This window comes from Leisingera aquaemixtae (assembly GCF_019801145.1).
Lineage (GTDB): Bacteria > Pseudomonadota > Alphaproteobacteria > Rhodobacterales > Rhodobacteraceae > Leisingera > Leisingera aquaemixtae_A.
Map to the genome: position 1 here is coordinate 51,641 of NZ_JAHVJQ010000004.1, position 25,359 is coordinate 76,999.

Sequence of the window (25,359 nt, forward strand, 5' to 3'; positions counted from 1 at the left end):
CCCCGGTTGCAGGGCAGTGAAAAGCCCCCCGTCTAGCGGGAGGCATGGAAGTTGCGGCCAAGCGAGGCGGGTGCGCTGCTTTTGTCCGCCGAAAGAATAACAAGCACAAGAATTGTAATCAGATAGGGCGACATTGCCAGATACTCGACCGGGATGGCAACGCCTGCCGCCTGCAGATTGAGCTGCACCACAGTGACGCCGCCGAACAGATAGGCACCAAGCAGCGCGCGCCAGGGTTTCCAGCTGGCAAACACCACCAGCGCCAGGGCAATCCAGCCGATGCCGGCGGTCATGCCCTCGGTCCATTGCGGCACGCGGATCAGGCTGATGTAGGCACCACCCAGGCCGGCACAGGCGCCGCCGAACATGATCGCCAGCAGGCGGATCTTCAGCACCTTGTATCCCAGCGCATGGGCAGCGTCGTGGTTTTCGCCAACCGCGCGCAGCACCAGGCCGAGCCGGGAGTATTTCAGCACCCACCAGACCGCGGCGGTCAGCGCGATGCCGAAGTAAAGGATGATGTCGTGGCCGAACAGGATTGGGCCAACGACGGGCAGGTCGCTGAGCACGGGGAGATGGATGTCGCCCATGCGCGGCGGCTTGATGCCGACATAGGTCTGCCCCATCAGCGCCGACAGGCCCAGCCCGAACAGCGTCAGCGACAGGCCGGAGGCGACCTGGTTTGCCTGGGCGAACTGGGTGAGGATCGCAAACAGGATCGACAGGGCTGCGCCGGCAAAGGCGGCGGCGACGAAGCCGAGGAGCGGCGAGCCGCTTTCCACTGCGGTGGCAAAGCCCGCGATGGCGCCGACGATCATCATCCCCTCGACCCCGAGGTTCAGAACGCCTGCCTTTTCGACCACCAGTTCTCCGATGGCTGCCAGCAGGAGCGGGGTTGCCGCGACCATCAGCGAGGCGATGAGCAGGACCGGGTTGATTGCAGAAAGATCCATGTTACGCCACCTCCGGCTTGCCGATTGCGATGCGGAAATTGGTGAGCAGGTCGAAGGCCAGCAGGAAGAACAGCAGCATCCCCTGGAAGACCTGGATGGCCGCGGCGGGCAGCTGCAGGTTCGATTGCGCGATGTCGCCGCCGATATAGGTCAGCGCCATCAGCCCGCCTGCCAGCAGGATGCCCACCGGATGCAGGCGGCCCAGGAAGGCGACGATGATCGCGGTGAAGCCATAGCCGACGTTGAAGTCGATGCTGATCTGGCCCGAGGGGCCGGAAACCTCGAACAGTCCGGCAAGCCCTGCCAGCGCACCGGATGTGCCGAGGCAGAACAGCACCAGGCGGGTGGGGTTCACGCCTGCGAATTTCGCGGCCCGCGGCGCCTCGCCGGTGAGGCGGATGTGGTAGCCGGTCATGTGGCGGTTCAACAGCACATAGGCAAAGATCACCGCAATCAGCGCCGCGACCACGCCCCAGTGCATGCCGGTGCCTGCAATCAGCTCGGCATTATGGGCGCTGTCCCAGGACTGCAGGTTGCGGGAGCCGGGGAAGCCGAAGCCCTCCGGGTTCTTCAGGAGGCCCAATGAGACCGAGGCGAGGAACTGCTCGGCCACATAGACCAGCATCAGCGACACAAGGATTTCATTGGTGCCGAAGCGGGTCTTGAGGACCGCCGGGATCATCGCCCAGGCCCAGCCGCCAAGCGCGCCCGCGACAACCATCAGCGGGAAGATCAGAAAGCTGTCGGCGGGGTAGAAGGCGAGGCCGGCACCGGCGCCGCAGATGGCGCCCATGATGTACTGGCCCTCGGCGCCGATGTTCCAGATGCCCGCGCGGAAACCCAGCGACAGGCCGATGGCGATCAGCACCAGCGGCGCGCCTTTCACCAGCAGCTGCGGGCGGTAGTAGAATGAGAACTCGCCAAACAGCGGCTCCCAGAAAATGGTGCGGATCGCCTCCACCGGCGGTTTGCCAAGCACGGCAAACAGCAGGCCGCCAAAGAACATCGTCGCCAGCACCGCCACCAGCGGCGTTGCCATCGACCAGGCGCGTGACGGCTGCGGCCGTTTCTCAAGCCGGATCATGTAGCGGCTCCCTGTTTCATCTTTCCAAAAATACTCACGCCCTCTGCCCGGCAGGCGGCTTTGCCGCCGATAGGGGAGGCGAAAATTCTGCGGGTGGCGTCAAACATGCGCCACCTCCATGCCGTGGGCGCCGCCCATCATCAGGCCGATCTCGTCCACCGTCAGGCCCGCCGCCTCCCGCGGGGCGCTGAGGCGGCCTTCGTTCAGGGCAGCAAAACTGTCGGAGATTTCCATCAGCTCATCCAGGTCCTGGCTGATACAGATCACCGCGGCGCCCTTGGCGGCCAGATCCAGCAGCGACTGGCGGATGGCCGCGGCAGCGGCGGCATCGACGCCCCATGTCGGCTGGTTCACCACCAGCACCTCGGGTTTTTGCAGCACCTCGCGGCCGATCACGAATTTCTGCAGGTTGCCGCCGGACAGCGAGCGTGCCGCGTTGCCGGGGCCCGGCGTGCGGACGTCGAACGCCTTGATGATGCGCTCGGCAAAGTCCTTGGTGGCGCCCCAATCCAGAAATCCGTTCTTCTCCAGCCCCTCGCGCACCGAACCGGTGAGCATGGCGTTCTCGGTCAGGCTCATGTCCGGGGCGGCGGCGTGGCCGAGGCGTTCCTCGGGCGCGGCCAGCACGCCAAGCTTGCGGCGGGCGGTGGGGCCAAGGCGGCCGATCGGATCGCCATGCAGCTTCACCGCATCCGCCTCGGTCAGGGTTTCGCCGGACAGGACGCCGAGCAATTCATCCTGGCCGTTGCCGGCAACGCCGCCGATGCCGAGGATCTCGCCCTTGCGCACGGTCAGATGCACGTTCTTGAGCGCGGTGCCGAAGGCTGAGGGCGCGGGCACCGACAGGCCGGAGATGTCCATTGCGACAGGGCCGAACTCGCGCGTCTCGCGCTGGGGCGTCTGCAGCGAGCTGCCGACCATCATTTCCGCCATGTCGCGGGCCGAGGTGTCGGCAGGCGTGCATTCGCCGACGTTCTTGCCCAGGCGCAGGATGGTGGCGTGGTCGCACAGCGTGCGGATTTCCTCCAGCTTGTGGGAGATATAGAGGATCGAGGTGCCCTCGGACTGCAGTTTCTGCAGGGTCTTGAACAGGATCTCCACCTCCTGCGGGGTCAGCACAGAGGTCGGCTCATCCATGATCAAGAGCTTCGGGTCCTGCAGCAGGCAGCGGATGATTTCGACCCGCTGGCGCTCGCCCGCGGACAGGTCCCCAACGGTGCGGAAGGGGTCGAGCGGCAGGCCGTAGGTTTCCGACACCTCGCGGATGCGGGCAGCGAGGTCGCGCATCTCCGGCGGGTTTTCCATGCCGAGGGCGATGTTCTCGGCCACGTTGAGCGCGTCGAACAGCGAGAAGTGCTGGAACACCATGGCGATGCCGTCGGCCCGCGCTTGGCGCGGCTCAGCCGGCTCATAGGGCTGGCCGCGCAGCAGCATCTTGCCGCTGTCGGGCTTCACCAGGCCATAAATCATCTTGACCAGGGTCGACTTGCCGGCGCCGTTTTCGCCGAGCAGGGCGTGCACTTCGCCCTCGCCGATGTCAAAGGAAACGGAGTCATTGGCCACAACCCCGGGGTAGGCCTTGGTCAGGCCCTGAAGGCTCAACAGTGGTACGGTCACGCGCTTGCGCCCTCTCTCAGTTCGTTTTCTGCACCTTGCCGCAGCAGCTGGGCCGCGACGCCGACCGCAATCATCTGCGGATGTTTTCCAAGTTGCGGATCGCCAATCGGGCAGGTGATCCGCGCAATCTGCCCGGGGGCGTGGCCCAGGGCCGCAAGGCGCGAGCGGAACCGCGCCCATTTGGTTCTGGAGCCGATCAGCCCGGCAAAGGCAAAGCCTTGGCCCAACAATGCGTGGCATAGCGCCAGATCCAGCGCATGGGAATAGGTCAGCACCAAATGCGCAGCGTTTTCAGGTGCATGCGGCACCAGAAGCGCGGGATCAGCCGCCGGGACAGCGGTAACGCCGGACGGGATTTCTGCCGGGAAGCGCTCCGGCGCGGTGTCCACCCAGGTGATCTCCATGTCCGGCAGCGGTGCCAGCACGTCCGCCAGCGCGCGGCCGACATGGCCTGCGCCCCAGATCCAGACCGGCCGGCTGGCCCGGTGGACCGGTTCGATCATCCAGCCGTCCACCAGCTGCACCTCTGGCGCCAGCCCCTGGCTGCGGGCGGCGGCGAGGATGCGCTTTACCGCCATCGGCATCGGCGCGGGGGCGGCCGGGCGGGCGATGATTTCGCCGTCCAGCCTGTTCAGATCCGCGGCCTCGTAAACCTCGCTCAGCAGGGTGACGGCGCCGCCGCAGCACTGGCCCAGATCCGGCCCCAGCGCGTGGCTGCTGAAACGTTTGGGAACAACCTGTTCTCGGGCGGCTTCGGCGGCCTCGAATTCCAGGGTGCCGCCGCCGATGGTGCCGCTCTGGCCGCCGTCCCAGACCAGCATGGCGGCGCCTGGTTCGCGCGGGGAGGAGCCGCGGACCGCGGCAATCACCACCCGCACCACGCGGCCGTGTGAGGCAACCGCCTCGCGCAATGCCTGAAGGTCAAATCCCATCGCGCACCCTCCGGATTGCGCGCCAGACTTCCTCTGCCGTCGCCGGGGCGTTCAGCGCCGGGTAGCTGTCGCCAAAGGCGGCGACCGCATCGCTGAGCGCCAGCCAGGCGGAGATGCCCAGCATGAAGGGCGGCTCCCCCACCGCCTTGGAACGGTAGATGGTGTCCTCGCGGTTCTGGCCGTCCCAGAGTTTCACGTTGAACACGTCGGGCCGGTCGGAGCAGGCGGGGATCTTGTAGGTGGACGGCGCATGGGTGCGCAGACGGCCGCCGTCGTCCCAGACCAGTTCCTCGGTCGTGAGCCAGCCCGCACCCTGGACGTAGCCGCCCTCGATCTGGCCGATGTCGATGCCGGGGTTCAGCGAGGCGCCGGCGTCATGCAGGATGTCGGCGCGCAGGATGCGGTTTTCGCCAGTCAGGGCGTCCACTGCCACTTCGGTCACCGCGGCGCCATAGGCGAAATAGTAGAAGGGGCGGCCCTGGCCCTTGATCCGGTCCCATTCGACCTTGGGCGTCTTGTAGAAGCCGGTGGCGGAGAGGCTGACGCGGCCCTGGTAGCAGAAGGCCGCAGCCTTGTCGAAGCTCATCACATCCTGGCCGATGCGCACCTGGCCGTTTTCGAACACCACATCGCCGGGCCTCGCCTGATGCTGCAGCGCCAGATGCTCCGCCATGCGGGCGCGGATGGTGTCGCAGGCGGCCTTCACCGCCATGCCGTTGAGGTCGGAGCCGGAGGAGGCGGCGGTGGCCGAGGTATTGGGCACCTTGCCGGTGTCGGTGGCGGTGATCTTGATCTTCTCCGGCGGGATGCCAAAGCGACTGGCGGCGACCTGCGCCACCTTCTGGAACAACCCCTGGCCCATCTCGGTGCCGCCGTGGTTCAGATGCACGGAGCCGTCCTGATAGACATGCACCAGGGCGCCGGCCTGGTTGAGGTGGGTGAGGGTGAAGGAAATGCCGAACTTCACTGGCGAAAACGCGATGCCGCGCTTCAGGTGGGTCTGGGTCTTGTTCCATTCGGCAATCGCCGTCTTGCGGGCAGCGTAGCCGGAGGAGCGCAGCAGATCCGCCGTCATCCCGTGCAGCTCGAAATCCGTGACTTCCATGCCGTAGGGCGTGGTGTTGTCCGGCTTCGCCTCCGCCGGTGCCGCATAATAGTTCCGCTGCCGCAGTTCCGCCGGGTCGATCCCGAGGTCATGGGCGATGTGGTCCATCACCCGCTCGATCCCCACCATGCCCTGCGGTCCGCCAAAGCCGCGGTAGGCGGTGGCGCTTTGCCGGTTGGTGCGCAGGCGGTGGCTTTCGATGCGGATGTTGGGGATCAGATAGGCGTTGTCGGCGTGCAGCATGGCGCGGTCGGCGACCGGCAGCGACAGGTCCTGCGCCCAGCCGCAGTCGGCCAGGTGCAGGAACTCCACCCCCTGCAGCTGCCCATCGTCATCAAACCCGGCGCGGTAGGAGATGCGGAAGGCGTGGCGCTTGCCGGTGATCACCATGTCGTCGTCGCGGTCGTAGCGCATCTTGCAGGGTTTGCCGGTCAGCCGCGCGGCGACAGCGCAGGCAACGGCAAGCGCGTTGCCCTGGCTTTCCTTGCCGCCAAAACCGCCGCCCATGCGGCGGGTCTCGACGCGGACGGCGTGCATCGGCAGGCCGATGGCGTCGGCAACCTTGTGCTGGATTTCGGTCGGATGCTGGGTGGAGGAAAAGACGTGCATGCCGCCGTCTTCCTGCGGCCAGGCCATTGCCGCCTGGCCTTCGAGGTAGAAATGCTCCTGGCCGCCCAGCTCAAACGTGCCTTCGACGGTGCGCGGGGCAGCGTCAATGGCGGCGGCGGCATCGCCCTTCTGATAAATGCGCGGGCCTTCCTCGAACCGGCTGTCGGCGGCCAGCGCCGCGTCCAAGGTCAGGAGCGCGGGTTCCTCCTTGTAGTCGACCTTGCCCTTGCGGGCAGCGATCCGGGCGTTGCGGTGGCTGTCGGCGACCACCAGAAACACCGGCTGGCCGACATAGTTGACGGTGCCCGCCGCCAGCAGCGGCTCGTCATGGATTGAGGGGGAGACGTCGTTGGAGAACGGCAGCCCCTTGGCGGTCATCACCGCCGCCACGCCGGGGCTGTGCTGCACCTCGCCCAGGTGCATGCCGGTGATATGGCCGCGGGCGATCGGCGAGAGGCCGAAGGCCAGATGCAGGGTGCCGGCGGGGGAGGGGATGTCATCGACATAACGGGCGGTGCCGGTTACATGCAGTTCGGCAGCATCATGGGGAAGGGGTTTGGAGACGCTCATGGCTTCACCTCCAGCACCGAAACCGCCTTGCCGTTCAGCTCGGCGAAATAGCGGGAGAGCATGCTGCGCGCGGTTTCCAGCCGGTAGACGGCGGAGGCGCGCATGTCGGTCATCGGGGTGAAGTCCTGATCGAAACCCGCGGCGGCGGCATTGATCGTCGTTTCATCCCAGGGCTGGCCGGTGAGGGCGGCCTCGACGTTGGCGGCGCGTTTGGGGATGCCGGCCATGCCGCCAAAGGCGATGCGTGCGGCGGTGATCCGGCCATTCTCCACCGTCACGTTGAAGGCGCCGAGCACGGCGGAGATGTCCTGGTCAAAGCGTTTCGACAGCTTGTAGACCTTCAGCGCGTCGGGCTGGCGGGGGAAGCTGACCGCCTTGACAAACTCGCCGGGCTGGCGGTCCTGCTTGCCGTAATCTAGGAAGAAATCCTCCAGCGGCAGTTCGCGGCTGGTATCGCCCTTGCGCAGATGCAGGATGGCGCCAAGGGCAATCAGCGCGGGCGGGGTGTCGCCGATGGGCGAGCCGTTGGCGATGTTGCCGCCGACGGTGGCCGCGGCGCGCACCTGCTGGGAGGCGAAGCGGCGCAGCATTTCGGCAAAGGAGGGATGCAGCGGTTCCATCGCGGCGCGCAGGGCGTTCAAATCAGCCATCGCGCCGATGCGGACGGCGGTGTCTGTCACCTCAATGTCCTTGAGGTCTGCGCAGCCGTCGAGGAAAATCATCTGCGGCAGGTGGCGGAGCTGCTTGGTCACCCAGAGGCCGACATCGGTGGCGCCGGCGATCAGGGTGGCGTCCGGGCTAGCGGCATAAAGTTCCGCCAGTTCATCCGCCGATCGCGGCATCAGCGGCTGGGTACCGGGGGCCACCGGGCGGTCGCGGGTGATCCAGTCCGGCACCGGGGCATCCTTGGCGGCCTCGGCCGCGCGGATGATCGGGGCGTAGCCGGTGCAGCGGCAGAGATTGCCCGCCAGCTGGTCGTCGAAATCGGCGGCGCCGTTGGCGTGCGCAGTCACCATCGACATGATGAAGCCCGGGGTGCAGAACCCGCATTGGCTGCCGTGGTGGTCAATCATTGCCTGCTGCACGGGGTGCAGGCTGCCGTCCGGGCCTGCGGCGCCCTCGACAGTGCGGACGGATTTGCCGTTGAGCTGCGGCAGGAACAGGATGCAGGCGTTCAGGGCCTTGGAGCCGCGCCCGTCGGTGACCATGACGGTGCAGGCGCCGCAATCGCCCTCGTTGCAGCCTTCCTTGGTGCCGGTGAGGCCCCTTTCCCCGCGCAGCCAGTCCAGCAAAGTTGTGGACGGGTCTGCGTCCGGAATGCGGACCTCTTCACCATTCAGACGAAAGGTGAGTGCCATCTTCCCGATACCGCCGCTTTACCCTGTTGACCCTGTGTGCCTTGCCCTCGATGCGGCGCAGAGGGCTGGACGGGCTGATTTTTTGCTTGCTGACAACAGCCTAGGGAGCAGCCCGTTGCCAAAGCAAGGAAAACCGGTGCTGCGGTGCAGTATACCGCGACGCAAGAATGTTGCCGGGATTTGCGGTAGGGCATTAATATTTATGCGTTTTATCCGCATCTTTGCTGGCGCTTTGCGCGCCAGCCGCGAAAGAGTTTCAACAAAATGGATAAAATGCAGGGTTCACCGCACCGGTTTCGACGGGCAGTTCGCGCACAGATCGCCCTTTCGCCCCGCCGCGTCAATAAGATAGCGTGGCGGCATGACAAGCTCTCCCCGATTCATTCACCTGCGCACCCATACCGAATACTCGCTGCTGGAAGGCGCCGTGCGGCTGAAGAAGCTGCCGGACCTGTGCAAGAAGCACGAGATGCCCGCGATTGCGGTGACGGATACCAACAACCTGTTCTCGGCGCTGGAGTTTTCGGTGTCGGCAAGCGGCGCCGGGGTACAGCCGATCATCGGCTGCCAGGTGGACCTGCGGTTCACGGAGCCGGCACCGGGGGAGCGGCCCAAACCGCCCGCGCCGCTGGTGCTGCTGGCGCAGAGCGAGGCGGGCTATGAGCATCTGATGAAGTTGAACTCCTGCCTGTATCTGCGGCAGGGGGGCGAGCTGCCGCATGTAACGCTGGAAGAGCTGGAAGCCAACGCGGGCGACGTGATCTGCCTCAGCGGCGGGCCGGACGGGCCGGTCGGGCGGCTGCTGCAGATGGGCCAGCGCCCGGCGGCAGAAGCGCTGATGCAGCGGCTCAAAGGCATCTTCCCGAACCGCCTGTATGTTGAATTGCAGCGCCACCCGGGGGAACACGGCCAGCCAGAGGCGGAGAAGCAGACCGAGCGCGGCCATGTGGAGATGGCCTATGCCATGGAACTGCCGCTGGTCGCCACCAATGACGTCTATTTTCCCAACACGGAAATGTTCGAGGCGCATGACGCGATGATCTGTATCGCCGAGGGCGCCTATGTCGATCAGGTAGAGCCACGCCGGCGGCTGACCGCGCAGCATTACTTCAAGAGCCAGGAGGAGATGGTTGCGCTGTTTGCCGACCTGCCCGAGGCGATTGAAAACACGGTGGAGATCGCCAGGCGCTGCGCTTTCATGGCCTACCGGCGCGACCCGATTCTGCCAAAGTTTGCCGATGACGAGGTGGCCGAGTTGCGCCGCATCGCCAACGAGGGCCTGCAGCAGCGCCTGGCGGTGATCCCCCATGCGGTGAGCGTGGAGGAGTATCAGGAGCGGCTCGATTTCGAGCTGGGCATCATCGAGGGGATGGGGTTCCCCGGCTACTTCCTGATCGTTGCCGACTTTATCCAATGGGCCAAGGACCACGACATTCCGGTGGGGCCGGGGCGGGGCTCCGGTGCGGGCTCCCTGGTGGCCTATGCGCTGACCATCACCGACCTTGACCCCTTGCGCTACAGTTTGCTGTTCGAACGCTTCCTGAACCCGGAACGGGTGTCGATGCCCGACTTCGACATCGACTTCTGCATGGACCGCCGCGAGGAGGTGATCAAATACGTGCAGGAGAAGTATGGCCGCGACAAGGTGGGGCAGATCATCACCTTCGGCGCGCTTCTGTCCAAGGCGGCGGTGCGCGACATGGGGCGGGTCTTGCAGATGCCCTATGGCCAGGTGGACCGGCTGTCGAAGCTGATCCCGGTCGAGGGCGTGAAGCCGATGTCCATCGCCGACGCGCTGAAGGAAGAGCCGCGGCTGAGCGAGGAGGCCCGCAACGAGCCGGTGGTGGACCGGCTTTTGACCTATGGCCAGCAGGTCGAGGGGCTGTTGCGCTCGGCCGGCACCCACGCGGCGGGCGTGGTGATCGGCGACCGGCCGCTGGATGCGCTGGTGCCGCTCTACCGCGATCCGCGTTCCGACATGCCCGCCACCCAATTCAACATGAAATGGGTGGAGCAGGCCGGCCTGGTGAAGTTCGACTTCCTTGGCCTCAAGACTCTGACCGTCATTCAGAACGCAATGGATCTGATTTTTCAGTCGGGCCGCGACCTGCATATCGCCGCCGATGGCACCCAGCTCTATGAGCCGCCGGAGGGGGCGGAGAACCAGATCAACGCCATTCCGCTGGATGACAAGGTCACTTATGACCTCTACTCCCGCGCCAAGACGGTGGCGGTGTTCCAGGTGGAATCCACCGGCATGATGGATGCGCTGAAGCGCATGAAGCCCAACTGTATCGAGGACATCGTGGCGCTGGTGGCGCTGTACCGTCCCGGCCCGATGGAAAACATCCCGGTCTATTGCGAGGTGAAGAACGGCCAGCGCGAGATCACCTCGGTCCACCCGCTGATCGACCATATCCTGGAGGAGACCCAGGGCATCATCGTCTATCAGGAGCAGGTGATGCAGATCGCCCAGGTGATGGCGAATTACACGCTTGGCGGCGCCGACCTGCTGCGCCGGGCGATGGGTAAGAAGATCAAGGAGGCGATGGACGCCGAGCGCCCGAAGTTCGAGAAGGGCGCGGCGGAGAACGGGGTCGACAAGAAGAAGGCCAGCGAGGTTTTTGACCTTCTGGAGAAATTCGCCAACTACGGCTTCAACAAATCCCACGCCGCGGCCTATGCGGTGGTCAGCTATCAGACCGGCTGGCTGAAGGCGAACCACCCGGTGGAGTTCATGGCTGGCGTCATGAACTGCGATATCCATCTGACCGACAAGCTGGCGATCTACTTCGAGGAAGTGAAGAAGGGGCTGGGGCTGAAATACGTGCCGCCCTGCATCAACCGTTCGCTGGCGACCTTCAACGTGGTGAACGGTGAGCTGGTCTATGCGCTGGGCGCGCTGAAGAACGTCGGTCTGGACGTCATGCGGCTGGTGGCGGAGGCGCGCAAGGAGGGCGGATATGAAAAGCCGTTTGTCAATGTGTTTGACTTTGCCCGCCGGGTGAACCTGAAGAAGGTCGGCAAGCGGCCGCTGGAAATGCTGGCGCGGGCCGGTGCCTTTGACCAGCTCGACCAGAACCGCCGCCGGGTGTTCGAGAGCCTGGGCGCGCTGGTGGATTACTCTGCTGCGGTGCACGACCAGCGGAATTCCAGCCAGGTGTCGCTGTTCGGCGAGGCGGGCGAAGACCTGCCGGAGCCGCGGTTGCCCAATGTGCCGGACTGGCTGCCCGCGGAGCGCCTGTCTGAGGAATTCAAGGCGATCGGCTTTTACCTGTCGGGCCACCCGCTGGACGACTACATGCCCGCGCTGAAGCGCAAGGACGTGATGACGCTGGACGAGGTGACGGCGAAGGCAGAGCGCGGCCCGTTCATGGCCAAGATGGCCGGGGTCGTGGCCGGGCGGCAGGAGCGCAAGTCGGCGCGCGGCAACCGCTTTGCCTTTGCCCAGTTGTCTGACCCCTCCGGCGCCTTCGAGGTGACGCTGTTTTCAGAGGTGCTGGAGAAATCCCGAGAGTATCTGGAGACCGGTGCCAAGGTGGTGATCACCGCCGAGGCAACGATGGAGAGCGACCAGCTGAAGCTGCTGGTGCGTTCGGTCGGACCGGTGGACAGCGCCATTGCCGACGCCGGACGCAGTTCCTTGCGGGTTTACCTGAATGATGCGGCGGCGGTGGGCACCGTGGCGCAGGTGCTGGAGGATGCCAAGGCCGCAGCCCGCAATGCCTCGCGTGGTGAGGTCTATATGTATCTGCAGGACCCCGGTCTGCCCGGCGATGTGGAGATGGATCTGGGCCAGCCGTTCCCGATCAACCCGCAGATCAAGGGCGCGCTGAAGTCGCTCGATGGGGTGATGGATGTGGAGGAGATTTGAGAGGATGCTATAGATCCCGGTCTGAATCAGGCTCCCCAGCCCGGAACAACGGCGCGGAGCGCCCCGGGCCTGCGGCAGCCCGTACCGGCGGGCTGGCGCATTCGTGGACTAGGCGCTTCGCTGGAGAACTCGTACGGACTTGGTTGGGATAAACGCCCCGCACAACCGCTGAGGCGCCATCCCACGGGCTGCCGCAGGCCCGTTCGCAACTGGTTTCAGTAATGCGGCGGGCGTTCGTCGCCCAAGACAACGCCGCCGCCGCCGTCCTGTTCGCGCTCAGCTTCGCGCTGCATCAGCATGGCGACGCGGCGGGTCAGCAGGTCGATCTCCTGCTGCTGGCGGGCGATCACGTCGCTCATCTCCTCCACGCTGCGGGTCAGATGGGCGATTTGCTCTTCCAGATGCTGCATGGCTCAGACCTTTGATTGCGGATGCGCTTAGATAGGCGCTTTGGCGCGGCGCGTCCATCATCAAGCCTTGCGCATATTGAAGATGAGAATTTCGGGCAAAAGGAAGCAGGCGCATGTCCCTGCGCAGCCTTGCCGCGCGGGGCGGCATCCGCTAGACCGCCGGGCGAGTGAAACCGCTACCCGTGAGGAGGCCGGATATGGCCAAAGTGAAGAAGCAGCCCCGCCCCAAGGCGCAGACGCCGAAGGGGTTCCGTGACTATTTCGGTGCGGAGGTGACCCAGCGCAGCGAGATGCTGCGGGCCATCGCGGGTGTGTATCATCATTACGGGTTCGAGGCGCTGGAGAGTTCGGCGGTGGAAACCGTTGAGGCGCTGGGCAAATTCCTGCCCGACGTGGACCGCCCGAACGAGGGCGTGTTCGCCTGGCAGGAGACCGAGGACGACGGCAACGGCGAGTGGATGGCGCTGCGTTATGACCTGACGGCGCCGCTGGCGCGGGTCTATGCCCAGCACCGCAATGACCTGCCGACCCCCTACCGCCGCTACGCGATGGGGCCGGTCTGGCGCAACGAGAAGCCGGGGCCGGGCCGGTTCCGCCAGTTCTACCAGTGCGATGCGGACACCGTCGGCACCGCCTCGATGGCCGCCGACGCCGAGATCTGCGCGATGCTGTCCGATACGCTGGAGACCGTCGGCATTCCGCGCGGCGATTATCTGGTGCGGGTCAATAACCGCAAGGTGCTGAACGGCGTGCTGGAGGCGATGGGCCTGGGCGACGGCGATGCCAAGCGCGACGACGTGCTGCGCACCATCGACAAGTTCGACAAGGTCGGCGAGGCCGGCGTGCGCGAACTGCTGACCAAGGGGCGGCTGGATGCCTCCGGCGCTTTCATTGACGGTGTGGGCCTCAGCGATGATCAGGCAGCGCCGGTGCTGGCGTTCCTGACTTCCAAGGCGGCGGATGCGGCTGGCACTATTGCCAACCTGCGCGCTGCGGTGGGCGACAGCAAGGTGGGTCAGGACGGCATTGCCGAGCTGGAGCAGATCGGCGAACTGCTGGCCGCGGGCGGTTATGGCAAGGACCGGATCGAGATCGACCCTTCAGTGGTGCGCGGGCTGGGCTATTACACCGGCCCGGTGTTCGAGGCAGAGCTGACTTTTGAGATCCTGGACGAGAAGGGCCGCAAGCGGCAGTTCGGCTCGGTCTCGGGCGGCGGCCGATATGACGGGCTGGTCAAGCGCTTCACCGGACAGGAAGTGCCTGCGGTGGGCGTATCGGTCGGTGTCGACCGGCTGCTTGCGGCGCTGCACGCCAAGGGGCGGCTGTCGGCGGAGGCCACCGGGCCGGTGGTCGTTACCGTGATGGACCGCGACCGGATGGCGGATTACCAGGCGATGGTGGCGGAGCTGCGCAATGCGGGCATCCGGGCCGAGGTCTATCTGGGCAACCCCAAGAACTTCGGCAACCAGCTGAAATACGCGGACAAGCGGAACTCGCCGGTGGCGGTGATTGAAGGCGGCGACGAGAAAGCCAATGGCGTGGTGCAGATCAAGGATCTGATCCTGGGCGCCAAGATCGCTGAAAGCGCCACCCTGGAAGAGTGGAAGGAACGCCCCAGCCAGTTTGAAGTGCCGCGCAGCGAGCTGGTCGCCAAGGTGCGTGAAATCCTGGACGGGCAGGGCTGATCATGGCGCTCCGTTCTGACATTCAGGCCCGCGCCGCACAGCTTCGGGTCCGCTTCGAGGCCGCGGGTGCGCAGGTGGTGGACACGCCGTTGCTGCAGCCAGCCGGCATTCTGCTGGATCTTTACGGCGAGGACATCCGCGCCCGCGCCTATGTGACCACGGATGCGCTGCGCGGCGAGCAGATGCTGCGCCCGGACTTTACCGTGCCGGTGGTGGAGGCGCATATGCGCCACGGCGCCGAGCCTGCGCGCTATACCTACTCCGGCGAAGTGTTCCGGCGTCAGGAGATGGACCCGGACCGGCCCAATGAATACCTGCAGGTCGGCTATGAGGTGTTCGAGCGCGACGATGCCGCTGCCGCGGACGCAGAAGTGTTTTCGCTGTTTGCGCTGCAGGTGCGCGGACTGCCGCTGCGGGCGGCAACCGGGGACATCGGCATCCTGATGGCGGCGGTCGAGGGGCTGAACACCACCGAGAAGCGCAAGGCGGCGCTGATGCGCCACATCTGGCGGCCGCGCCGTTTCCGCTCCCTGCTGGACCGCTTTGCCGGCCGCACCCCGGTGCCGGAGAGCCGCAAGAAGCTGCTGTCAACCGAGGGTGACCTGACCGGTTCGGCGGTGGAGGTCGGCAAGCGCCGCGCGGCAGAGGTTCAGGCGCGGGTTGAAGCGCTGCGCGAGGATGCGAAGGCACCGCCGATTTCCGAAAACGAGCTGCTGGCGCTGGAAGCGCTGATGGCGGTGCGGGAAACCGTGCCATTTGCTACCGAACAGATGCGCGACATCGCGGTGGACCTGCCGCAGATCAACCCGGCGCTGGACCGGCTGGATGCCCGCACCGCGGCGATGAAGGCGCGCGGCGTGGATGTCGAGAACCTCGATTTTGAGGCCGCCTACGGGCGCACCTCGATGGAGTATTACGACGGCTTTGTCTTTGGCTTCTACGCCGAAGCACGGCCCGATCTGCCGCCGGTGGCCAGCGGCGGGCGCTATGACGCGCTGACCCGGCGTCTGGGCGAGGGCGAGGAGATCCCGGCAGTCGGCGGCGTGCTGCGCCCGGACCTGATGCTGCAGCTTGAGGAGGTGCGCTGATGACCTTGAAGCTGGGGGTGCCGTCCAAGGGGCGGCTGATGGAAAAGACCTTTGACTGGTTCGCCAAGCGCGGCGTGACGCTGTCGCGCACGGGCTCCGACCGGGAATATGCCGGCGCGGTCGAAGGCGTGTCGAACATGGAGCTGGTGCTGCTTTCGGCGGGCGAGATCCCGCGCGAGCTGGCGGCGGGGCGCATTCACCTGGGTGTCACGGGCACCGATCTGGTGCAGGAGAAGCTGCCGCGGTTCGAGCAGCAGGTGGAGGAACTGGCGGAGCTGGGCTTTGGCCATGCCGACTTGGTTCTGGCGGTACCGCAATGCTGGATCGACGTGGATACGCTGGATGATCTGGATGCGGCGGCCTCGGCCTTTCGCGCGGTGCACGGGCACCGGCTGCGGATCGCCACCAAGTACCACCGGCTGGTGCGCGAGTTCCTGACCGATGCCGGGGTTGCGGATTACCAGCTGGTCGACAGCCAGGGCGCCACCGAAGGCACGGTGAAGAACGAGACCGCCGAAATGGTGGCCGACATCACCTCCACCGGCGAAACGCTGCGGGCCAACCACCTGAAGCTGCTGGGGGACGGACTGGTGCTGAAGTCGCAGGCCACCCTGTGGCGCAGCCGGGTGGCGAAATACGGCACCAACGAGAAGGCAGCGCTGAACACGCTGCTGGACCTGCTGGAACACCGCAAGTAAGCGCTGCTGCCCGCGCGTCAGCGCGGGCTTGGCCGAACGCCTTCGAGGCATCTTTGATGCCTGCAAAGAGGGCGGGAGAGCGTCACTTCTATCTGGATGCATACCGTCTGCCGGGGTGCTCCCGTCCCGGGGCTGGAGCCATCACAGATGCCTCCAGCCTGGTAGGGCCGGGCGCCGGGCTGACGCCCGGCGCTGGCGAGGCTAGCCGCGGGGGGAGTGCGGTCAGCCTCAGATCACTCCGATTTCGGCCAGCGCCTGCGACAGCTCCGGCGGCAGCGGTTCTTCCTGGCTCTTGCCTTCGGGCAGGTCGGCGGGCGATTCCTCCGGCTTCAGGTAGCGCCAGCCCTGGAACGGGCGTTTCGGCGCGGTGTGGGTGCGGTGCAGTTCCGGGTCCAGCACGATGGCGCAGCGGCGAATGCCGTCCTCTCCGGTCACCTCATCCAGCCGCAGCACCCGCTGGCGGCATTGGATCAGCCCTTTGATCACCCAGTAGATCGAGCCGCCGTTCAGAATCTCCGCCTCGCGCTTGGGCCACATGCGGGTGACGTGGCGGGGCAGGCCTTCGGGCAGCTCGCGGCGACGCATCTCCTGCCAGGCCATCAGGCTGTCGACGCTTTCGGTACCGACCGAAAGCTTCACAAGATTCACGCACTTATCCACAGTTTCCCCACAGAGTCGTCCAGAGCTTTGACAGTATATAGTAGTTTACGTATCGCTGACTTCAAGGTATTGTGTTTCTCCACGCATTTGCTGCAAGTAAGCCTGAACAAAAAATGGATTCGCCACGGTGCCCTGAAAAAGCAGCCGCAGCGGAGCCGTTTTCATGAAGCCCGAACGACTCAAAGGACCGACACATGAGCCGCTTTGCCGCCCCAATCGCCGAGCAGATCTGGGATATGAAATACCGTTTCAAGCAGGCCGATGGCGCGCCGATCGACGTGACCGTCGAGGACACCTGGCGGCGCATCGCGCGCGACCTGGCGCGGGCGGAAAAGAAGCCGGAAGTGTGGGAAGAGAAGTTTTACAGCGCGCTGGAGGACTTCAAGTACCTGCCTGCGGGCCGCATCACCGCTGGCGCCGGCACCGCACGCCAGGTGACCCTGTTCAACTGCTTTGTGATGGGCACCGTGCCGGACAGCATGTCGGGCATCTTCGACATGCTGAAAGAGGCGGCGCTGACCATGCAGCAGGGCGGCGGCATCGGTTATGACTTCTCCACCATCCGGCCGCGCGGCGCCGATGTGAAAGGCGTGGCGGCGGATGCCTCCGGCCCGCTCAGCTTCATGGATGTGTGGGACGCGATGTGCCGCACCATCATGTCCGCAGGCTCCCGCCGCGGCGCGATGATGGCGACCATGCGCTGCGACCATCCGGATATCGAGCAGTTCATCACCGCCAAATCCGACCCGGCGCGTCTGCGCATGTTCAACATGTCGGTGCTGGTCACCGACGACTTCATGGAAGCGGTGAAATCCGACGGCTCCTGGGAGCTGCAGTTCGACGGCAAGGTCTATCACACCGTCGAGGCGCGCGACCTGTGGAACAAGATCATGCAGGCGACCTATGACTATGCCGAGCCGGGCGTGATCTTCATCGACCGCATCAACAAGGCCAACAACCTCAACTACGTTGAGAACATCTGCGCCACCAACCCCTGCGGCGAGCAGCCGCTGCCGCCCTACGGCGCCTGCCTGCTGGGTTCGGTCAACATGGCGCGGCTGGTGGCCAACCCGTTTGAGAAGGACGCCCATCTGGACCAGTCCGCGATGCAGGAGCTGGTCGCCACCGCGGTCCGGATGATGGACAACGTGGTTGATGTCTCCAAGTTTCCGCTGGCCGCGCAGGCGGAAGAAGCCAGGAACAAGCGCCGGATCGGCCTGGGCGTCACCGGCCTCGCCGATGCTCTGCTGATGCTTGGGTTGGAATACGGCTCCGACGAGGCGGCGCGTCAAACCGACGAATGGCTGCACGCGATCGCCCGCGCCGCCTATCTGGCGTCGGTGGACCTGGCCAAGGAAAAAGGCGCCTTCCCGCTGTTTGACGCCGAGAAGTACCTGAACTCCGGCAACATGCTGAACATGGACGAGGACGTGCGCGACGCCATCCGCGAGCACGGCATCCGCAACGCGCTGCTGACCTCCATCGCGCCGACCGGCACCATCTCGCTCTATGCAGGCAACGTGTCCTCGGGCATCGAGCCGGTGTTTGCCTATGCCTACACCCGCAAGGTGCTGCAGAAGGACGGCAGCCGCACCGAGGAGGAGGTGGTCGACTACGCGGTGCAGATGTTCCGCGAGAAATTCGGCGCCGACGCCAAGCTGCCTGACTACTTCGTCAATGCCCAGACGCTGAGCCCCGCGGCCCACGTCAAGATGCAGGCGGCGGCGCAGAAGTGGATCGACTCCTCGATCTCCAAGACCATCAACTGCCCGGAAGATATCTCCTTTGACGACTTCAAGGACGTCTACATGCAGGCCTGGGATCAGGGCTGCAAGGGCTGCACCACCTACCGGCCGAACGACGTGACCGGATCGGTCCTGTCGGTGAGCGAGAGCGCCGACACCGCCCCGGGCGAGACCGCCAAGGCGCCGCACGAGAGCGACGTGGGTGAGAACGGGGCGGAAGTCGTCTATATGTCCGAGCCGCTGGACCGCCCGCAGTCGCTGGAGGGCCATACCTACAAGCTGAAGTGGCCGGACAGCGAGCACGCGATCTACCTCACCATCAACGACATCATCATCAACGGCCACCGCCGTCCGTTCGAGGTGTTCATCAACTCCAAGAACATGGAGCATTACGCCTGGACGCTGGCACTGACCCGGATGATCTCGGCCGTGTTCCGCCGCGGCGGCGATGTGTCCTTTGTGGTCGAGGAGCTGAAGGCGGTGTTCGATCCGCGCGGCGGCGCCTGGGTGCAGGGCAAGTACATCCCCTCGATCCTGGCGGCGATCGGCGGCGTGATCGAGACCCATATGGTCAAGACCGGTTTCCTGGAAGGCGAGGGCATGGGGCTGAAGTCCGACCCGCAGGCGCAGGTGGTGAACCTGAACCAGCCCCGCGGCAAAGCCTGCCCGAGCTGCGGCCAGTTCGACATGCAGATGGTCGAAGGCTGCATGACCTGCCGCAGCTGCGGCCATTCCAAGTGCGGCTGAGAGGCCAGGCGGGCAGGCTGTGTGTGAAAGCTAATCCAGTCCATTGCCTATAGTTTTCTGGCCATTGTGAAAACAAATGCGGGCCATCGGGAGTAGCCCCGGTGGCCTGTTCTTTATGTAGTTCAGGTGGTTCCGGCAGGGAGCTGCCGCCCGCCGGAACCGTTTGCCACCGGCATGATGGACCCAAGGCTGGTCATGCGCTAACAATTAGATGAACCACTCTCATGGTCTCCACTCGGGCCGGGCGCAATCTGCTGATTCAGACTGGGCTAAGTCAGTTCGAGGGCCGTTGCCACGGCCCAGGCTGGATTGACGGCGCATCCAGGCCGCAACCGAACTGTTCGGTGGGTGCCCGGAAACCGCATGCAGCCGAAAACATGGAGACCGGGGGCGCGAAGACTATTTCAAGATCAACGCAGCCGTAGAATAATACCTTGTAAGTGGATGGAGAAAGGGGGGCACGTTGTACAGGATTCGCCTGTTTGCTATTCGCCATTCGCGCAGCTTTGAGTGGATCTACAAACGCGTGGAGAAGGCCATGATCGCGCTGGATCCGGTTCTGGCAAGGATCGGGTATGACCGGGTCGAACGCCCCATCGCCTTTGTGGAGAAATGCGTCAAGACCGTGCTGTTCGACTGCAAGATGTGCGGGCAGTGCGTGCTGTCATCGACCGGCATGTCCTGCCCGATGAACTGCCCCAAGCAGCTGCGCAACGGCCCCTGCGGCGGGGTGAGGCCGGGCGGATTTTGCGAAGTCAAACCGGAAATGAAATGTGTCTGGGCGCTGGCCTGGGATGGTGCCTCGCGGATGAAAGGGGGCGGGCAGATTTCAACGGTGCTGCCGCCGGTAGAGCGCAACCTCGAAGGGTCCTCTTCCTGGCTGCGGGTGAGCCGCGAGAAAGCGGCCCATCTGCGTGAAGCCCGGGAGAAACGCCGTACGGCAATCGCGGATGCCTTTCCTGACGCGCGCAAGAACGAACCTTCTGCCGCGCCGCTGGCAGAAGAGCCCGCCCAGGCCCAGAAGGGTAATAAATGATGGATCATGCTTTGCCCCAGCCCTACTCGGCGCCGCCCGAAGGCCATGTTTCGCACAGCCGGCTGGAACGGGTGCTGCGCTCCGGCCGCTTTGCCATCACTGCGGAGCTGAACCCGCCCGACAGCGCCGACCCTGCGGATGTCTATGATGCCGCGCGCCCGCTCGGCGAGGTTGCCGACGCAATCAATGCGACGGATGCCTCGGGCGCCAACTGCCATATGTCCTCAATCGGAATCAGCGCGCTGCTGACCCGGGCGGGGTATTCCCCTGTCTACCAGATCTCCTGCCGGGACCGGAACCGCATCGCCATTCAGGGCGACGTGCTGGGGGCGGCGGCCATGGGGGTTAGCAATGTTCTGTGCCTGACCGGGGATGGGGTCGGAGTGGGGGACCAGCCGGGGGCAAAGCCGGTCTTCGATTTCGATTCACTGTCGTTGCTGCGGACCATCAGGACAATGCGGGATGAGCGCAAGTTCCTGTCCGGCCGCACCATCAATAACCCGCCGCTGCTGTTTCTGGGGGCGGCTGAGAACCCCTGCATTCCGCCCCATGAATGGCGCCCGGAACGGCTGGCCAAGAAAGTGGAGGCGGGGGCTGAATACATCCAGACCAACTACATCTACGACGTTCCCCTGTTCGAAAAGTTCATGGCACGGGTGCGGGACCTGGGACTGGACGAGAAGGTTTACATCCTTGCCGGTGTCGGCCCGCTGGCGTCGGCACGGGCGGCGCGGTGGATGCGCTCGAATGTGCCGGGAATCCATATTCCCGATGCGGTCATCGACCGTATGGAGAAAGCTGAAAAACCCGGACAGGAAGGCAAGAGAATCTGTATCGAGCTGATCCAGCAGATGCGCGAGATCGCCGGTGTGTCCGGGGTGCATGTAATGGCCTACCGGAAGGAGCACGAGGTCTCTGAGATCATACGGGAGTCGGGGATTCTGGCGGCCCGCAAGAGATAATTGTAGCAGAGCTGAACCACTCTGCAGGCGAAGGGTGGCTGTTTAAGGCGGCCCCGCTGACGGGAGAGGCCGGACCGCAGTTCTGCTTGTTGAATTTGGGGCTTTCCATGATTTGCCGGCCGGTCTTTCTGCGTCAGCCAGCCCGTCCATCAAGCAGCGCCGCCGAGTCTGCGACGTGCTCCAGCGTCAGCGGCTTGCAGAGAAAGTCCCGTATCAGCGGGAAGTTTTCTGCGCGTTCCAGATCCGCAGGATTGACTGTGGTGCTGACGATCACCACAGCGGGCACCGGGTCCAGCTGCTGGATCTCGCGTCCGTACATCTCGAGGAACTCGAAGCCGGTGATCGGCGGCATATTGATGTCGAGAAAAATCAGATCCGGTTTCGGGCCGCCGTCCTGAATATGCGCCAGCGCGGCTTCAGGGCCTTCGAATAGCTCCACCCCGCCGAACAGCTGCGACTTGTCGATGATCCGCTTGGCATATTTCCGGTCCATCCGTTCGTCATCAATGACGTAGACGGTTTTGCTGCTGGCCATGCTAGGTCTCCTGCAATTCGAGATCGACGCTGAACGTGGTACCCTTGCCGGGCTCGGACGTGAGGCTGATCGAAGCACCGTGGTTTTCGGCCACCCGCTTGCACAACGCCAGCCCGATGCCGGAGCCGGGGAATTCGTCGTGGCGGTGCAGGCGTTTGAACAGGTCGAAAACCCTGGATTGCATCGCATCCGGTATTCCCAGCCCGTTGTCGGTCACCGAAATGCGCACCTTGCCCGGCTGCGCGGCCGGACCGCAGGCGACACGCACTTGTGCCGCCTTGCCCCCGGGGATGTATTTCAGCGCGTTGGACAGCAGATTGGTCAGCAGCACCCGCATCTGGAACGGGCTGCCGCGGATGACCGGCATGGGGCCCACAACAATCCTGGCGCCGCTGCTGGTGACGAGCGGTCCCATATCCTTGAGGATCAGGCGGACCATGTCGTCCAGATCGACCGGTTCCGGGGTGAACTGGTGCTTGACCACTTTGGAATAGTCCAGCACGTCATCGACAAGCTGGCGCATCCGCCCGGCGGTGCCGATCAGGTCGCCGATCAGCTCCCGGGCCTCCGGTTTCAGACCGGTGCCGTGATCTTCCAGCAGAACCTCCAGAAAGCAGTGGATGGTGTTTATCGGTGTCTTGAGGTCATGGGACAGCGCATAGCTGAAGTTGGACTGCTCCTGGTTGGTCTGTGTCAGCTGGCGGTTCTTGATCTCCAGTTCCTCGGCGCGGGTGCGGATCTCCGCCGTGCGCTTCTTCACCTTCTGATCCAGCTCGTCGCGCTGGCGCGCCAGTTCGAAGGTGATGTCGCGCAGCTCCTGCTCGACCCGGCGGCGCTCGGCGATTTCCTTGGTCAGATTGCTCATGCTGCTGACATAGCCACGCAGCGCCATGTCATAAACGGCCATCCCCTGCAGAAAGAAATCCTCCACCCTGTCCAGGCTTTCGGCGGCCCTGCCGTCCGCGTCCAGGCAGTCGCGCAAGACCGCGAAGTGGAACAGGCTGAAATCCGACAGCGGCACCTTGGCCTGAAGGGCCAGGCGCGCGGTCTCATAGGCTTCGCCCAGCTGCGTTACGTCGCCGCTGCCGGCATAGGCCATGAGGGCGGCCTGGAGCCGGGTGACGTCGTAGGCTTCGCCGCCCTGGTCCGCCTCGCCGCTGTTGATGTACGTCAGCAACGCCTCCTGGTACCGCTGCGCCGCCTGCACCATTGCGTCCCTGGAGGTATCCCGGGCCACGCCGGTCACTGGCGCCTCTGCCGGTGTGCGATGGCCAGCACCGTGCGGTCGTCGTGGGGCTTGCCGTAAGCCTCCATGCAGGCGGCGACATATTCCTGCAGCGGCATCTGCGCAGGGGGCGGCATTTCTCGGAAGCGGCGTGAGATACCGTCTGAGGCCAGCACTATCAGGTGACCCGGGGGGAACGCCTGCCGCTGCGTGTAGATACGGGAAACCTTCATCCCGAGCATGCCGCCGGTTTGCAGGATGCCGGTGCTTTGGTCCTGGCACGGCGGCAGCGGCCGGATGACTCCGTCAACATCCCCCAGCGCCGCCCAGTCTACAGTGCCGTCACTGGGATCTATCAGCGCCAGAGCCAGGGCGGCGCCGCGGGTGCCGCGCAGGCTTTGGCCGGCGGCTTCAAAAAGCTCCGGCAGAGGGGCCGCTTGCGCCACCGACAGCACGTGCAGGCAGGCGTTCGCCGTTTCATGCGCTTCCGCCCCGCTGCCGGTGCCGTCTGCCAGCGCCACCAGCAGCTTGCCGTCAACTATCCGGAAAAGATACCCGTCGCCGCATTTGGCGCCGGCCGTCTTTGCAGCCTGCGCGGCGCTCCAGTCCAGCCATGCCCCCTCCGCACCAAGGGATATGCTGCCGCAATCCGTTCTTACCGCCATTTCGTCACCGTTACTGTCAGCCCCTTGCCGGGGGCTGAACTGATATCGAATTCATCCACAATCCGCCGCGTCCCCGGCAGGCCGAGGCCCAGGCTGTTGCCGGTGGAGAACCCGTCCTGCATCGCCAGGTCGATGTCCTCCAGCCCGGGGCCCTGATCACGCGCGGTGACCCTGATCCCGACCCGGGGCCCGCTGGTCACTGCGCAGATTTCGATGTCCCCGTCTTGCGCGTATTTCACGATATTGCGGGCCAGTTCGGAGACAGCCGTTGCCACCAGCGCCTGATCCGGCCTGGAGAATTCCAGCTCGACGGCCAACTGGCGGGCCATCTGGCGCGCAGCGACGACATCACTGTCAAGCTTTACCCGCTGGAGAAGCGCGGCGGGATTGGGGGCCAGCTGGTTCATGCGCGTTCACGCAGGAGGGCGATACCGTGATCGAGATTTTGGGCTGTGGGGACGTCTTCCAGCGTCAATCCAAGAAGCACCATGGCCATGGCGATTTCGGGCTGGATGCCGACAATCGCCATTCTGGCGCCGCGCAGGGATACCGATGCCGCGATATCGCAGAGCATCCGGGTGCCGAAGCTGTCGATGACATCCAGCAGGCTGACATCCAGAATGACCCGGGTCGCCGACAGGCGGGAGACTTCCTCCAGGATGCGGGTCTGCATGTCCAGAATGTCGCTGTCCGACAGCTCCTCCTGAACGGATGCGATCAGCAGGTCGCCCTGGCTGACGATGGGCACACGGCGGCCCACGTCAGGTCTCCAGCAGCTTGCGCGCGGTGGCGACACCGCGTTCCAGATCGCCCGCGGGGTTCAGCGCCTCGCCGGTCACGCCGATTTTGACCAGCGCCTGGGCCACCTCGGAACTGATGCCGGTCAGAACCGAATAGGCGCCCATCAACCGGGTTGCGGTCATGGTCTGGATCAGGTGGTTTGCCACCATGCTGTCCACCGCGGCAACGCCGGTGATGTCGAGCACGACCGCCCGTGCGCTCTGATCCCGGATGGCATCGAGGATCTGAATGGTCAGCAGCCGGGAGCGGTGGCTGTCTAGGGTGCCGACAACCGGAACCAGCAGCAGGCCCTCCTGCAGCCGCAGCACCGGTGTCGGCAATTCGCTCAGCTGCCGCTCGCGCTGCTCGATGGCTTCGGTGCGGGCGGTGGAAAACGCCTCCATCGTCAGGGCCTGGTGGCAGGCCGCCGTCTTGCGCAGCGATCGCTGCACCGTCTGGGCCTCCGCTGCGTCCTCGCAGCTGTCCTGCACCAGCTCGCAGACCCGGTTGATGGCATAGGTATAAAGTCCCATGTAAAAGCTGGGAGAGATGCCGTAGCTTTCGTTGAAGATGCCCGCGGCTTCGCGGCCTTCGAAGTATTTCTGATCAAGACCGGCATCGAACAGTTCGAGGAGGTGGCGCCGCTGCTGCGCGCGGACCTCCTGCATGCTGCCCGAGGTATTCTCGTCGCTGGGGTGGTCGTAGCCGCCGTCGCGGCTGTAGTAGTCCTGCAGAATACCGTCGATGTTCTGCTCCATCAGCGGAGAGAGGTCAGCCACCCGCGCGCGGTCATCCTGGCTGACGTCGAACCAGCCCCAGACCTCTCGCAAGCCTTCGCCCGGTGACTGGATCGTCGAAGAAATGACCTCGTTCATGGTGCCCTCTTGCCTGTATACGTTTGCAGAAAGTGTCTGCCGGGACGATTAACGAATTGTTAAATGTTTCATGCTGAACCGATAAACTGCCGTAAAATCATAAGCTTGAACAGGTTTCGACGCCGGAAGCGTCCGGGCCGCCCGGG

General features: G+C 64.8%; 21 protein-coding genes. 7 read left to right on the forward strand and 14 right to left on the reverse strand.

Annotated elements, in window-relative coordinates; genetic code table 11:
* Positions 1–32: 32 nt before the first annotated feature.
* The 6 genes from KUW17_RS10590 to KUW17_RS10615 form a co-directional block, all read right to left on the reverse strand.
* Positions 33–953, reverse strand: coding sequence for an ABC transporter permease (locus KUW17_RS10590; RefSeq protein ID WP_222478826.1), 921 nt, complete (start codon positions 951–953; stop codon positions 33–35).
* A 1-nt stretch (position 954) separates the two neighbouring features.
* Positions 955–2,037 (reverse strand): ABC transporter permease, encoded by a 1,083-nt coding sequence (locus tag KUW17_RS10595; RefSeq protein ID WP_222478828.1) that lies wholly within the window; start codon positions 2,035–2,037, stop codon positions 955–957.
* A 99-nt stretch (positions 2,038–2,136) separates the two neighbouring features.
* Positions 2,137–3,654, reverse strand: coding sequence for an ABC transporter ATP-binding protein (locus KUW17_RS10600; RefSeq protein WP_222478830.1), 1,518 nt, complete (start codon positions 3,652–3,654; stop codon positions 2,137–2,139).
* Positions 3,651–4,586 (reverse strand): xanthine dehydrogenase accessory protein XdhC, encoded by a 936-nt coding sequence (gene xdhC / locus KUW17_RS10605; protein WP_222478832.1) that lies wholly within the window; start codon positions 4,584–4,586, stop codon positions 3,651–3,653. The genes KUW17_RS10600 and xdhC overlap by 4 nt, the downstream gene beginning before the upstream one ends.
* The gene (gene xdhB, locus KUW17_RS10610) at positions 4,576–6,870 is read right to left on the reverse strand and encodes a xanthine dehydrogenase molybdopterin binding subunit (RefSeq protein ID WP_222478834.1); all 2,295 of its coding nucleotides are present in this window, start codon (positions 6,868–6,870) and stop codon (positions 4,576–4,578) included. The genes xdhC and xdhB overlap by 11 nt, the downstream gene beginning before the upstream one ends.
* Positions 6,867–8,228 carry a xanthine dehydrogenase small subunit gene (locus tag KUW17_RS10615; RefSeq protein ID WP_222478836.1) on the reverse strand — a complete coding sequence of 454 codons (1,362 nt, stop codon included), beginning with the start codon at positions 8,226–8,228 and terminating at the stop codon, positions 6,867–6,869. The genes xdhB and KUW17_RS10615 overlap by 4 nt, the downstream gene beginning before the upstream one ends.
* 361 nt (positions 8,229–8,589) lie before the next feature.
* Between KUW17_RS10615 and dnaE the strand changes: the two genes are divergently transcribed.
* On the forward strand, positions 8,590–12,102 hold the full coding sequence (gene dnaE, locus KUW17_RS10620; RefSeq protein ID WP_222478838.1) for a DNA polymerase III subunit alpha: 3,513 nt from the start codon (positions 8,590–8,592) through the stop codon (positions 12,100–12,102).
* A gap of 215 nt (positions 12,103–12,317) precedes the next feature.
* Here the strand turns inward: dnaE and KUW17_RS10625 are convergent, their stop codons facing one another.
* The gene (locus KUW17_RS10625) at positions 12,318–12,512 is read right to left on the reverse strand and encodes a SlyX family protein (protein WP_222478840.1); all 195 of its coding nucleotides are present in this window, start codon (positions 12,510–12,512) and stop codon (positions 12,318–12,320) included.
* A gap of 197 nt (positions 12,513–12,709) precedes the next feature.
* On the opposite strand from KUW17_RS10625, the gene hisS reads away from it, so the two are divergent.
* The 3 genes from hisS to hisG are packed head-to-tail and all read left to right on the forward strand — an operon-like array spanning position 12,710 to position 15,983.
* The gene (hisS, locus tag KUW17_RS10630) at positions 12,710–14,197 is read left to right on the forward strand and encodes a histidine--tRNA ligase (RefSeq protein WP_222478842.1); all 1,488 of its coding nucleotides are present in this window, start codon (positions 12,710–12,712) and stop codon (positions 14,195–14,197) included.
* 2 nt (positions 14,198–14,199) lie between these two features.
* On the forward strand, positions 14,200–15,285 hold the full coding sequence (locus KUW17_RS10635) for an ATP phosphoribosyltransferase regulatory subunit (RefSeq protein WP_222478844.1): 1,086 nt from the start codon (positions 14,200–14,202) through the stop codon (positions 15,283–15,285).
* Complete coding sequence (gene hisG / locus KUW17_RS10640; protein ID WP_222478846.1) at positions 15,285–15,983, forward strand: ATP phosphoribosyltransferase; 699 nt, start codon at positions 15,285–15,287, stop codon at positions 15,981–15,983. The genes KUW17_RS10635 and hisG overlap by 1 nt, the downstream gene beginning before the upstream one ends.
* Before the next feature lie 228 nt (positions 15,984–16,211).
* Here the strand turns inward: hisG and KUW17_RS10645 are convergent, their stop codons facing one another.
* Positions 16,212–16,643 (reverse strand): DUF1489 family protein, encoded by a 432-nt coding sequence (locus KUW17_RS10645; RefSeq protein ID WP_222478848.1) that lies wholly within the window; start codon positions 16,641–16,643, stop codon positions 16,212–16,214.
* Between the two features lie 194 nt (positions 16,644–16,837).
* Here KUW17_RS10645 and KUW17_RS10650 point away from each other — a divergent pair, with 194 nt between their 5' ends.
* From KUW17_RS10650 to KUW17_RS10660, 3 genes are all read left to right on the forward strand, one after another.
* On the forward strand, positions 16,838–19,135 hold the full coding sequence (locus KUW17_RS10650; RefSeq protein ID WP_222478850.1) for an adenosylcobalamin-dependent ribonucleoside-diphosphate reductase: 2,298 nt from the start codon (positions 16,838–16,840) through the stop codon (positions 19,133–19,135).
* Positions 19,136–19,598: 463 nt separating this feature from the next.
* A complete protein-coding gene (locus tag KUW17_RS10655; protein ID WP_222478852.1) occupies positions 19,599–20,171 on the forward strand; it encodes a methylenetetrahydrofolate reductase C-terminal domain-containing protein in 573 nt (190 codons plus the stop codon).
* Positions 20,168–21,133 carry a methylenetetrahydrofolate reductase gene (locus tag KUW17_RS10660; RefSeq protein ID WP_222478854.1) on the forward strand — a complete coding sequence of 322 codons (966 nt, stop codon included), beginning with the start codon at positions 20,168–20,170 and terminating at the stop codon, positions 21,131–21,133. The genes KUW17_RS10655 and KUW17_RS10660 overlap by 4 nt, the downstream gene beginning before the upstream one ends.
* A gap of 133 nt (positions 21,134–21,266) precedes the next feature.
* Here the strand turns inward: KUW17_RS10660 and KUW17_RS10665 are convergent, their stop codons facing one another.
* The 6 genes from KUW17_RS10665 to KUW17_RS10690 form a co-directional block, all read right to left on the reverse strand.
* Positions 21,267–21,668 carry a response regulator gene (locus KUW17_RS10665; protein ID WP_222478856.1) on the reverse strand — a complete coding sequence of 134 codons (402 nt, stop codon included), beginning with the start codon at positions 21,666–21,668 and terminating at the stop codon, positions 21,267–21,269.
* 1 nt (position 21,669) lies between these two features.
* Positions 21,670–22,914: a sensor histidine kinase gene (locus KUW17_RS10670; RefSeq protein WP_222478858.1), complete on the reverse strand. Its 1,245-nt coding sequence runs from the start codon at positions 22,912–22,914 to the stop codon at positions 21,670–21,672.
* On the reverse strand, positions 22,911–23,558 hold the full coding sequence (locus KUW17_RS10675) for a SpoIIE family protein phosphatase (RefSeq protein WP_222478860.1): 648 nt from the start codon (positions 23,556–23,558) through the stop codon (positions 22,911–22,913). Before KUW17_RS10675 ends, KUW17_RS10670 begins: the two co-directional genes overlap by 4 nt.
* Positions 23,549–23,887 carry an anti-sigma regulatory factor gene (locus KUW17_RS10680; RefSeq protein ID WP_261397155.1) on the reverse strand — a complete coding sequence of 113 codons (339 nt, stop codon included), beginning with the start codon at positions 23,885–23,887 and terminating at the stop codon, positions 23,549–23,551. Before KUW17_RS10680 ends, KUW17_RS10675 begins: the two co-directional genes overlap by 10 nt.
* A gap of 74 nt (positions 23,888–23,961) precedes the next feature.
* Positions 23,962–24,318: an STAS domain-containing protein gene (locus KUW17_RS10685; protein ID WP_222478864.1), complete on the reverse strand. Its 357-nt coding sequence runs from the start codon at positions 24,316–24,318 to the stop codon at positions 23,962–23,964.
* A gap of 1 nt (position 24,319) precedes the next feature.
* Positions 24,320–25,213: a protoglobin domain-containing protein gene (locus tag KUW17_RS10690; protein ID WP_222478866.1), complete on the reverse strand. Its 894-nt coding sequence runs from the start codon at positions 25,211–25,213 to the stop codon at positions 24,320–24,322.
* Positions 25,214–25,359: the final 146 nt, after the last annotated feature.